At 46.3% G+C, this 11,267-nt stretch carries 10 protein-coding genes, 1 tRNA gene and 1 rRNA gene; all 12 read left to right on the plus strand.

Annotated features, from left to right (window positions below; all coding sequences use genetic code 11):
* Nucleotides 1-11: 11 nt before the first annotated feature.
* Nucleotides 12-377 carry an OadG family protein gene (locus tag AC4PHB_RS00905; RefSeq protein ID WP_492136810.1) on the plus strand — a complete coding sequence of 122 codons (366 nt, stop codon included), beginning with the start codon at nt 12-14 and terminating at the stop codon, nt 375-377.
* Nucleotides 378-396: 19 nt separating this feature from the next.
* A complete protein-coding gene (locus tag AC4PHB_RS00910; protein ID WP_492136811.1) occupies nt 397-777 on the plus strand; it encodes a biotin/lipoyl-containing protein in 381 nt (126 codons plus the stop codon).
* Nucleotides 778-802: 25 nt separating this feature from the next.
* Nucleotides 803-1,981 (plus strand): sodium ion-translocating decarboxylase subunit beta, encoded by a 1,179-nt coding sequence (locus tag AC4PHB_RS00915; protein WP_492136812.1) that lies wholly within the window; start codon nt 803-805, stop codon nt 1,979-1,981.
* An 84-nt stretch (nt 1,982-2,065) separates the two neighbouring features.
* A complete protein-coding gene (locus AC4PHB_RS00920) occupies nt 2,066-3,031 on the plus strand; it encodes a P1 family peptidase (RefSeq protein ID WP_492136813.1) in 966 nt (321 codons plus the stop codon).
* 123 nt (nt 3,032-3,154) lie between these two features.
* Nucleotides 3,155-3,907, plus strand: coding sequence for an ECF transporter S component (locus AC4PHB_RS00925; protein ID WP_492136814.1), 753 nt, complete (start codon nt 3,155-3,157; stop codon nt 3,905-3,907).
* 14 nt (nt 3,908-3,921) lie between these two features.
* Nucleotides 3,922-4,695, plus strand: coding sequence for a type III pantothenate kinase (locus tag AC4PHB_RS00930; protein WP_492137781.1), 774 nt, complete (start codon nt 3,922-3,924; stop codon nt 4,693-4,695).
* Between the two features lie 38 nt (nt 4,696-4,733).
* Nucleotides 4,734-5,723 (plus strand): tRNA dihydrouridine synthase DusB, encoded by a 990-nt coding sequence (gene dusB, locus AC4PHB_RS00935; protein ID WP_492136815.1) that lies wholly within the window; start codon nt 4,734-4,736, stop codon nt 5,721-5,723.
* Between the two features lie 144 nt (nt 5,724-5,867).
* Entirely contained in the window at nt 5,868-6,344 is a 477-nt protein-coding gene (gene greA / locus AC4PHB_RS00940) for a transcription elongation factor GreA (protein WP_492136816.1), read from the plus strand.
* 17 nt (nt 6,345-6,361) lie between these two features.
* Complete coding sequence (gene lysS / locus AC4PHB_RS00945; protein WP_492136817.1) at nt 6,362-7,840, plus strand: lysine--tRNA ligase; 1,479 nt, start codon at nt 6,362-6,364, stop codon at nt 7,838-7,840.
* 64 nt (nt 7,841-7,904) lie between these two features.
* Nucleotides 7,905-9,110, plus strand: coding sequence for a glycosyltransferase family 4 protein (locus tag AC4PHB_RS00950; protein ID WP_492136818.1), 1,206 nt, complete (start codon nt 7,905-7,907; stop codon nt 9,108-9,110).
* A 238-nt stretch (nt 9,111-9,348) separates the two neighbouring features.
* A 16S ribosomal RNA gene (locus AC4PHB_RS00955) occupies nt 9,349-10,884 on the plus strand.
* A 267-nt stretch (nt 10,885-11,151) separates the two neighbouring features.
* Nucleotides 11,152-11,228: transfer RNA gene (locus tag AC4PHB_RS00960), tRNA-Ile, on the plus strand.
* The last annotated feature ends 39 nt before the right edge of the window (nt 11,229-11,267 follow it).

Consider the following 11,267-nt stretch of genomic DNA (forward strand, 5'->3'; position numbering starts at 1 on the left):
GAGGGATTACCATGGGCAACGAAGTAACTATGTCGGAGGCATTGATAGTCACCGTCGTTAGTATGATAGTAGTATTCCTGGTGCTGATTCTCATATCCTATATAATCGGACTGCTGAAGAATTTTGCAATCGGGAAAAAGCCTGCTGATGTAAAGCCTGAGCAAGTCAGTGCTGCGGTCGTAAAGCAGGAGGAAAAAGCGCAAAGTACCCCTGAGCTTGACGAGGGAGAGCTTATTGCAGTAATAGCTGCAGCAGTAGCAGCATCCCTGGGACGAGACATCCCTGAGATCAGGATAAACAGCATAAGAAAGGTTCCACAGCTGACGACACCCTGGAGAGAAATGGGCAAGCAGGAACAGCTGCTGAGCAAACTATAATATATCTGGAGGAGAAAGAATGAGAAAGTTTATAATAAACGTAAACGGCAACAGCTACGAAGTAGAAGTTGAAGAGGTAGGCGGAGCTTCCGCACCTGTATCAAGACCTGCTCCTAAGGCAGCAGCTGCGGCACCTGCTGCTCCAAAGGCAGCTCCTGCATCAGCACCGGTGACAGCAAGCGCCGGACAGGAAGTAATCGAATCTCCGATGCCTGGAAACATATGGAAGATACTTGTTAAGGAAGGCCAGGAGGTAAAGAGCGGCGACGTTCTTCTGATCCTCGAAGCTATGAAGATGGAAAATGAGATTCTAGCCCCAAGAGACGGAAAAGTTGCATCCATAACAACCTCTGAGGGTTCGGCCGTTAATACTGGAGACAAGCTGGTCATAATGGACTAAACCCTTCAAGAAAGGATGAACAACTATGTTTATGGAAATATTGACGGACTTTTGGGCCAGCACCGGATTTGGATTAGGTGAATTTGGCCACTATGTAATGCTGGCAATATCCTTTATCCTGCTATATCTGGCGATCGCAAAGGGTTTTGAGCCATTGCTTTTGACCCCGATAGCCTTTGGAATGCTGCTTGCCAACCTGCCGGGTGCAGATCTGATGAAGGAACCAATAGTCCAAATACTTAAAGACCCGATAACCGGAGAATTGGTAAGCAAGACAAAGGAATATGGAGGACTGCTGTACTACCTATACCAGGGAGTCAAGCTGGGGATATATCCTCCATTGATATTCCTTGGAGTAGGAGCTATGACTGATTTCGGACCATTGATAGCAAATCCGAAGTCAATACTATTAGGAGCAGCGGCGCAACTAGGTATTTTCGCAACCTTTATAGGTGCTATCCTTCTGGGCTTTACCGGTCCGGAGGCAGCAAGTATTGGTATTATTGGAGGAGCAGACGGACCAACGGCGCTTTACCTTACAGCCAAGCTGGCACCTCATCTTCTCGGGCCTATAGCTGTTGCTGCGTATTCATACATGGCGCTTGTACCAATAATACAGCCTCCAATAATGAAGGCTCTCACTACCAAGGAAGAGAGAATGGTAGTAATGGAGCAGCTAAGACCTGTTTCAAAAAAGGAAAAGGTAATATTCCCGATTATGGTAACTTTGGTCGTTTCCTTCATATTACCTTCAGCAGCACCTCTGATAGGCCTATTGATGCTTGGTAATTTATTCAGAGAAACCCTTTTGACAGATAGATTGTCAAAGACGGCTCAGAATGAATTGATCAATATCGTAACCATATTTCTAGGAACTACAGTCGGAGCAACCGCAAGTGCTGAGAATTTCTTTAATTTCCAAACTGTAAGCATAATAGTACTTGGCTTGGTTGCATTCTCGATAGGAACTGCAGGCGGCGTACTATTTGGAAAGCTGATGTACAAAATGACAGGTGGGAAAGTTAATCCTCTCATCGGCTCTGCAGGTGTATCTGCGGTTCCGATGGCCGCCAGAGTATCTCAAAAGGTTGGTCAAGAGGCTAATCCAAGAAACTTCCTTTTGATGCATGCCATGGGACCAAACGTTGCCGGAGTAATAGGCTCTGCAGTAGCTGCAGGTATGCTGCTTATGTTCTTTGGATAAAAATCACCTACAGACTCCTTTGGGAGTCTGTTTTCTTTTGCCCCAATTGGGTAGAAACCTACTGTATAAAAAGGAGTGAAGCTGATGTTTCCAGGATATATAACAGATGTTGAAGGGATAATCGTAGGGCATGCCCATTCAGAGGATGCACTCACCGGGTGTACCGCAGTGATATGTCCGGAAGGTGCCACAGGAGGGGTAGATGTGAGGGGCTCCGCACCGGGAACCAGAGAGACCGATCTGTTCAAGGCAGAGAAGCTGGTGGATAAGGTCCATGCTGTAGTACTATCAGGGGGGTCGGCCTTTGGGCTGGAAGCAGCCTCTGGAGTCATGGATCATCTTGAGGAACTGGGTATAGGCTTTGATGTCGGATTAACCAGGGTCCCTATAGTAGCCTCAGCTGTAATCTTCGATTTGGCTATTGGAGATTATAAGGTAAGGCCTGACTGGCAGATGGGCTATAAGGCATCATTATCTGCTTCAAAGGATGAAAACAGGCAAGGCAATGTCGGTTGCGGAATGGGAGCGACTGTAGGAAAGATCCTTGGATCAAAAGGAGCAATGAAGTCAGGGTTAGGGTGCGCAACTGTAATCTCTGGTGATCTTGTTGTATCTGCCCTTATCTGCGTAAACGCCTTCGGAGACATTTTTAAGGATGGCTCCCAGATCGCAGGTGCATACGATTATGGGAATGACAGCTTGATGAACACCTACGAGCTCATGAAGAGCTCCATGGTTACACCTGGGTTTGCAAACACCAATACGACCATCGGAGTAGTCGCAACAAACGGTATCCTTACTAAGGCAGAGGGAAACAAGGTCGCACAAGCTGGACATAACGGACTTGCAAGATCGATAAACCCAGTTCATACCATGGTAGACGGCGACACTATATTCACTATGGCGACTAACAAGCTCAAGGCAGATGTGAATATCATAGCTGCAATGGCGCAGGAAGCCGTCGAGAAGGCAGTTATAAATGCAATCCTTTCAGCAGAGGGCAAAGCAGGACTAAAAGCCCATAGGGACCTGACAACAAAAGTATTGTAAAGGATCCAGAGTGAATATATAATAGTGTAGGAATAAAGCTGACATCAGGAGTGAGTCAGACTAAAGCAGCAGTAAACAAAAAATACGACTGGTATCCGACAGGAATCAGAGCGGAGGGATAATATGAAAAATGGTAAAAAGTTAGACGTAAGAAGACTGGCAGTTGTTGGAGTATTGGGAGCGATCTCTATAGTGCTTGGAATGACCCCATTGGGCTTCATACCCGTCGGACCCACCAGAGCCACCATAATGCACATACCTGTAATCATTGGAGCAATTATGGAGGGACCTGTAGTCGGGGGACTGGTAGGTCTTATATTCGGGATATTCAGCATCTATCAGGCGATCACTGCACCTACCCCTGTCAGCTTTGTTTTTTTGAACCCGATAGTTTCCGTATTGCCTAGAATACTGATAGGCATAACAACCTACTACGCATACAAAGCGCTGAGCAGGATAGGCAATAAAAGAACCACCTGGCTTTTGTACGGCATCTGGGCGGCAATCGGGATATACCTAGCAAGAGGATTATACAGCAGTGTAGTTGATTACACAACTGTCTGGCCCCTTCTCATGAACGGAGGGCTCCTCATACTGACGGCTCTTATGGCATATCTCACATCCAGGACGCTGAAGGACAAAGCTCTTGATCTCATAATACCTACAATAATAGGTACGCTGACGAATACGGTCGGGGTATTGTCCATGATCTACATCTTCTATGCAGAAAGGTTCGTCCAGGCCATCGGGCAGGACATAGACACTGCCAGAAAAGTGATCGTGGGGATAGGCATAACCAATGGTATCCCGGAATCAATAATAGCGATAATCATAGTGACCAGTGTTGTAACAGCACTCAAGAAAAGAAAAAAATGAAAAAAGGTGAAAAAATGCTGCTTGTAATCGATGTTGGAAATACTAACATAGTTTTTGGTGCTTACGAAGGTAAAAAACTCGTATATGACTGGCGTATAGCTACAGACAAGGAAAAAACCTCTGACGAGTACGGTATTCTGTTCGATCAGATGTTCAAATACAATGGGATCGACAGGTCTCAGGTCGACGATATAATCATCTCATCAGTAGTGCCTACCTTGATGCATACCCTTCCTGCAATGAGCCAGAGATATTTCAAAAAGGACCCTATAGTAATTGGTCCCGGGGTAAAAACAGGCATGAACATCAAGTATGACAACCCTCGCGAGGTAGGAGCAGACAGGATAGTAAATGCAGTTGCAGCCTATGAGAAATACGGCGGTCCTGTCATAATAGTAGACTTTGGTACTGCAAATACCTTCTGCTTTGTAAACAAGGAGGGCGAATACCTTGGAGGAGTAATAACGCCAGGTATAAGGATATCTGCTGATGCCCTTTTCATGAGAACAGCAAAGCTGCCGAAGGTTGAAATATTAAAGCCTGAGAAGGTGATCGCCAGAAACACCATAACCAGCATCCAGTCTGGGATAGTATATGGCTTCATTGGTATGGTAGACTCCATCATAGAGAGAATGATCGCAGAAGTGGGACTTACCAAGGAAGAGGTAACAGTGGTTGCAACTGGAGGCTTTTCAACGCTCATCGCCAGTGAAAGCAAGTATATCCAGCATAACGACAAGTTCCTTACGCTGGAGGGCTTGAGAATAATTTATGAGAGAAACCAGTAAGTAGCCAGCCTACTTACTTTCTTTATGTGGGGTGCATCATGAAAATAGGAAACATTGAACTTAAGAATAATCTCGCCTTAGCTCCAATGGCAGGAGTCACTGACTTTGCCTTCAGGTCCCTGTGTAAGGAGATGGGAGTCGGACTTGTGGTAACTGAGATGGTAAGCGCAAAGGGACTTTACTACAACGACGAAAAGACCTCAGACCTTACCCATAGCCATGAAGATGAACGACCTGTCGCTCTTCAGATATTCGGTTCCGATCCCGATATAATGGCAGAGATAACAAGGAACAATTTAAGCAGCAGAGATGATATAGATATAATCGACATAAATATGGGATGTCCTGCACCGAAGATAGTCAAGAATGGGGACGGCAGCGCCCTCATGAAGGACCTTAGGCTTGCAGGCTCAGTTATAGACTCGGTAGTTAAAGCCTCCAGAAAGCCTGTGACTGTAAAATTCAGGATGGGTTGGGATCACGGGAGCCTTAATGGGGAGGAGCTTGCAAGGATAGCTGAGGCCAACGGTGCAGCGGCACTGACTATACATGCCAGGACAAGAGATATGTTTTATGCAGGCGAAGCTGACTGGAGCTATATCGCGAAGGTCAAAAATGCGGTGTCGATACCGGTGATCGGGAACGGGGACGTTTTTACTCCGGAGGATGCCCTTGCCATGATAGACAGAACTGGCTGTGACGGAGTGGCGATAGGAAGGGGAGCCATGGGCAACCCCTGGATATTCAGGGAAACCACTGACCTTATAAACGGCAAAACACCTCGAAAGCCGACCCTTGATGAAATGCTCGAGGTCAGCATAAGACACCTTAAGCTGGAGATAAACCTTAAAGGTCCAAGGGTAGGAGTAAGGGAAATGAGAAAGCAGCTTGCCTGGTATCTTAAAGGTCTTAGAAATTCCAACGAGATAAAGAACAGGATAAACACAATGACAAGCCCTGAGGAGATCATAAAAGAGCTGGAGAAATATTTTACAGCATTGAAGGAGCACACCATATTCGATAATTAGGATAATCCTTGACATTGGAGCTCAGCTTGATTATAATATGGAACATACAATCGGGAAATATCCTGAAAAAACTTTTAGAAATGGCTTAAAATACAGAAATACTCGGTGTCGTGAAAAGTTGACGCCATTAAAGGAGAGAGTTTGATGACTGAAAAAGACGTATTTTTAACCCCAGAGGGGCTGGCTAAGCTTGAAATGGAACTTGAGGATGCTAAGCTTGTGAAACGAAAGGAAGTCGCTGAGAGAATTAAACAAGCACTGGATTTCGGTGATATCAGCGAAAACTCGGAGTACGACCAGGCTAAAAACGAGCAAGGCAAGCTGGAAGAAAGAATCGCCAAGCTTGAGGCTATCCTTAGGAATGCCAAGCTCATCGACGAGGACGAAATCACAACAGAGGTCGTCGGCGTGGGTTCTAAGGTCACCGTTCTCGACCTTGAATATGATGAAGAATCAGAATACACCATTGTTGGATCAGCTGAAGCCAATCCTTATGAAGGAAAGATATCAAACGAATCACCTGTAGGAAAAGCTCTATTGGGCAGCAAGGCCGGAACAGTGGTAGACGTGAACGTACCTGACGGAGTCATTAAATATAAGGTCCAAAGGATCGCAAGATAAGGATTGGAGGTCAGACTATGCAGAACAACGAGCAAAGCTTGAATGAAATGCTACAAATCAGAAGGGAAAAGCTGTCTAAGCTTATTGAAAAGGGTAAGAATCCGTTTTTGATAGAGAAGTTTGACTATACTCATCACAGCGTTGAGATAAAGGACCGTTTCGAGGAGCTTGAAGGCCATAGAGTAGCAGTTGCAGGAAGAGTAATGTCCCGTAGGGGCCATGGCAAGGTCAGCTTCATAGACATCCAGGACAGCGAGGGAAGGATCCAGATATTCATAAAGCAGGATTCAATCGGGGAAGAGGAATACAACGACCTTTCACTTCTTGACCTTGGTGATATCATTGGAGCAGAAGGAGAAGTATTCAAAACCAAAATGGGAGAGATCTCAGTCAAGGCTGACAAGCTCATCATCCTTTCGAAGTCACTTCAAATACTTCCTGAGAAGTTCCACGGCCTGAAGGATCAGGACCTTAGATACAGACAAAGATACGTAGATCTGATAGTCAACCCTGAAGTTAAGGAAACCTTCATACTCAGATCGAAGATGATAAAGGCAGTTAAGGAATATCTGGACGACAGAGGATTCCTTGAGGTAGATACTCCGATTCTAAGCACCATTGCCGGCGGAGCAAATGCAAGACCCTTCGTGACCCATCACAACACCCTTGACCTGGATATGTACCTGAGGATAGCCAACGAGCTGTACCTTAAGAGACTAATAGTCGGAGGCTTTGAAAAGGTCTACGAAATGGGCAGGATGTTCAGGAATGAGGGTATGGACACAAGACATAACCCTGAGTTCACAAGCATCGAGCTATACCAGGCATATGTAGACTACGAAGAGATGATGAGGTTAACTGAGAATCTGTTTGCCTATGTGGCAGAAAAGACCTTGGGTACCACTACTCTGAACTATCAGGGCAAGGAGATAAACGTAGCACCTCCATGGAGAAGAATCGACATGGCAGAGGCCGTTAAGGAATACACAGGAGTAGACTTCTCGCTTATAAACACTGACGAGGAAGCCATAGCTGTAGCTAAGAAGAGAGGCATTGAGATCAAGCCGGGTATGACAAGAGGCCATATCATTTCCGAAATGTTCGAGGAGTACTGCGAAAAGCACTTGGTGCAGCCAACCTTCGTAACAGGACATCCGGTGGAAATATCTCCTCTTGCCAAGAGGAATCCAGAAGATCCAAGGATAACTCAGAGATTCGAAGCCTTCGTAAACACATGGGAGGTTGCAAATGCCTTCTCAGAGCTTAATGATCCAATCGATCAAAGAGAAAGGTTCGAGGATCAGGTCAAGCAGAAGGAGTTTGGAGACGACGAAGCCCATCCAATGGACACTGACTTCATAAACGCCATAGAGGTAGGTCTTCCTCCAACAGGCGGACTTGGAATAGGAATAGACAGAATGATAATACTTTACACCAACACGCCAAGCATCAGGGACGTATTGCTGTTCCCAACGATGAAGCCAATTGAAGATTAGTAAACGCGCGGCAGGGTAACCTGCCGCTTTTGTACATATATCCATAAATAAGGAGGAAACCGCCTTGAAATTGCTCCATATCCTCTTTCAGTACCCCGGGAAGACAGGAAGCGGTATATACGTCAACAACCTAATAAAAGAGGCTTCAAAAAAAGGCTATACACAGGGTCTTCTTGCTGTATCAGGACCCGAGCTTGATTACGAAAATGACAGACTGGATTATCTCGACTTAGTGAGGTTCGAGGAGGGCGAGCTATACTATCCTATACCGGGAATGAGCGATATAATGCCATATAAAAGCACCAGATACAAGGACATGACCATCCGGCAGGTATCGATCTGGAAAACTAGCTTCAAGGCTGCAATACAAAGGGCTGTTAAGGAGTTCCAGCCTGACAGGATATTGTCCCATCACTTATGGTTAGGCTCTGCCCTTATTGCAGAGCTGGGGCTGGGAGACAAAACAATGGCGATCTGCCACAGCACCGATCTCAGGCAGTATATGCAAAATCCCGGCTATAGAAAATATGTAAGAGAGGGCTGCGGTAAGCTTAGCAGGATACTTTCCCTCAACCAGATACAAAAAGAAGAGATATCGAACCTGTATTCCATACCTAAGGACAGGATCACAGTCATAGGCGGGGGCTTTGATACGGACATATTCAATACGTTAGGAAGGAAAGATCGAAATACTGTGCCTGAACTGATTTACGCCGGAAAGCTGAGTCATGCCAAGGGTCTGCTGCCCCTGCTGGACACATATGAGGAGATCAAAAAGGAAACTCCCATTAAGCTAAGCCTTGCAGGAACTGGAACTGGCAGCGAGGCGGCAGAGATCATGGTAAGAGCAGAGAGCCTTGGAGTGAAGCTTATGGGAGCACTTAATCAGCATCAGCTTTCAGATGCATTCAGAGCCTCGGATCTTTTCGTTCTGCCCTCCTATTACGAGGGGTTGCCGCTTGTACTGCTCGAAGCCATGGCATGCGGTCTGCCGGCAGTGACCACAGAGATAAGGGGACTTAAAGAATACATGGGAGAAGAGCTTTCAAGCTCTGGTTTTGTGGAGTTTGTTCCTCTACCAAGGATGAAGGGAATAGACATCCCTTTAGAAGAGTGTGTCGAAGGATTTAAGGACAATTTGAAGCTGGCCATAAAAAAACAGATTAGAAGTATCCATAAGGGGTATATAGATTTTGCACCTCTTAAGGAGGCAATTGAAAGTTTGTCGTGGGAAGGAGTCTTCAGTAGGATAGATGATTTCTTGAAATAAGGACATTTTTAGCCTTGACAACGCTTTCAAAAGAGGGTAAACTAAAAAGGTCGACTGTCGAAATAATCTTCAAAAAAACTTAAAAAAACAGTTGACACCGCTTAAGTATAGATGCTATACTAAGCAAGTCGCCTCGAGCAGGGGTGAGTGAACCTAGATAACTAAACAGTGTGAGAACTTTGAATGAAACCAAAGATTTCAATTTTTTAAGAACAAATAATATGAGCTAGTCAAACTATTAAATGAGAGTTTGATCCTGGCTCAGGACGAACGCTGGCGGCGTGCCTAACACATGCAAGTCGAGCGAAGTGATCCGGAGTGAAGTTTTCGGACTGAGCGAAGGATCATCTTAGCGGCGGACGGGTGAGTAACGCGTGAGAAACCTGCCTTTCACAAAGGGATAGCCTCGGGAAACTGGGATTAATACCTTATGATACTTATCACTCGCATGAGAGATAAGTCAAAGCGATTAAGCGGTGAAAGATGGTCTCGCGTCCTATTAGCTAGTTGGTGAGGTAACGGCTCACCAAGGCCTCGATAGGTAGCCGGCCTGAGAGGGTGAACGGCCACACTGGAACTGAGACACGGTCCAGACTCCTACGGGAGGCAGCAGTGGGGAATATTGCACAATGGAGGAAACTCTGATGCAGCGACGCCGCGTGAATGATGAAGGCCTTCGGGTTGTAAAGTTCTGTCCTTGGGGAAGATAATGACGGTACCCAAGGAGGAAGCCCCGGCTAACTACGTGCCAGCAGCCGCGGTAATACGTAGGGGGCGAGCGTTGTCCGGAATTATTGGGCGTAAAGGGTTCGCAGGCGGTCTGATAAGTCAGATGTGAAAGGCGTAGGCTCAACCTACGTAAGCATTTGAAACTGTCAGACTTGAGTTAAGGAGAGGAAAGTGGAATTCCTAGTGTAGCGGTGAAATGCGTAGATATTAGGAGGAATACCAGTGGCGAAGGCGACTTTCTGGACTTATACTGACGCTGAGGAACGAAAGCGTGGGGAGCAAACAGGATTAGATACCCTGGTAGTCCACGCCGTAAACGATGAGTGCTAGGTGTTGGGGGTCAAACCTCGGTGCCGCAGCTAACGCATTAAGCACTCCGCCTGGGGAGTACGTACGCAAGTATGAAACTCAAAGGAATTGACGGGGACCCGCACAAGCAGCGGAGCATGTGGTTTAATTCGAAGCAACGCGAAGAACCTTACCAGGGCTTGACATGCCACTGACCGGTCTAGAGATAGACCTTTATCCTTCGGGGTACAGCGGACACAGGTGGTGCATGGTTGTCGTCAGCTCGTGTCGTGAGATGTTGGGTTAAGTCCCGCAACGAGCGCAACCCTTGTCTTTAGTTGCCATCATTAAGTTGGGCACTCTAAAGAGACTGCCGATGACAAATCGGAGGAAGGTGGGGATGACGTCAAATCATCATGCCCTTTATGTCCTGGGCTACACACGTGCTACAATGGTCGGTACAACGAGAAGCAAGCCAGCGATGGCAAGCAAATCTCTAAAAGCCGATCCCAGTTCGGATTGCAGGCTGCAACTCGCCTGCATGAAGTCGGAGTTGCTAGTAATCGCGGATCAGAATGCCGCGGTGAATGCGTTCCCGGGTCTTGTACACACCGCCCGTCACACCATGGGAGTTGTCAATACCCGAAGCCAGTGAGCTAACCAGCAATGGAGGCAGCTGTCGAAGGTAGGGGCAATGACTGGGGTGAAGTCGTAACAAGGTAGCCGTATCGGAAGGTGCGGCTGGATCACCTCCTTTCTAAGGAAGATACATTCATAAGTATCTCACACTGTTTGTTATAACCTAACCCAGCGATCGTAAGGGAGCTGTAGGTAGGTTAAACGCAACGAGAACCAATTTCTCACGAGAGTATCAAGTGGAAGAAATTGTGATTCGAGACTGCGGAGAATAAAATATCAGTGAATAAGTAAGAGTGAACAGTGAATAGCTAAAAGGCAAGCAAAAGCCAAAGAGGCATTCATAACAACTATTCACTAACAACTATTCACTATTAACTGAATTTATGGACTTGTAGCTCAGGCGGTTAGAGCGCACGCCTGATAAGCGTGAGGTCGGTGGTTCGAGTCCACCCAGGTCCACCAGGAAGCAATGAACAATGAAAAATGAACAATGAATGATCA

The sequence above is a fragment of the Gudongella sp. QWL-04 genome (genome assembly GCF_058683975.1).

Coding starts and splice junctions, on each gene's coding strand:
- AC4PHB_RS00910 (WP_492136811.1), top strand. CDS start 397: ATGAGAAAGTTTATAATAAACGTAAACGGCAACAGCTACGAAGTAGAA.
- AC4PHB_RS00930 (WP_492137781.1), top strand. CDS start 3,922: ATGCTGCTTGTAATCGATGTTGGAAATACTAACATAGTTTTTGGTGCT.
- dusB (WP_492136815.1), top strand. CDS start 4,734: ATGAAAATAGGAAACATTGAACTTAAGAATAATCTCGCCTTAGCTCCA.
- greA (WP_492136816.1), top strand. CDS start 5,868: ATGACTGAAAAAGACGTATTTTTAACCCCAGAGGGGCTGGCTAAGCTT.
- AC4PHB_RS00925 (WP_492136814.1), top strand. CDS start 3,155: ATGAAAAATGGTAAAAAGTTAGACGTAAGAAGACTGGCAGTTGTTGGA.
- lysS (WP_492136817.1), top strand. CDS start 6,362: ATGCAGAACAACGAGCAAAGCTTGAATGAAATGCTACAAATCAGAAGG.
- AC4PHB_RS00905 (WP_492136810.1), top strand. CDS start 12: ATGGGCAACGAAGTAACTATGTCGGAGGCATTGATAGTCACCGTCGTT.
- AC4PHB_RS00920 (WP_492136813.1), top strand. CDS start 2,066: ATGTTTCCAGGATATATAACAGATGTTGAAGGGATAATCGTAGGGCAT.
- AC4PHB_RS00915 (WP_492136812.1), top strand. CDS start 803: ATGTTTATGGAAATATTGACGGACTTTTGGGCCAGCACCGGATTTGGA.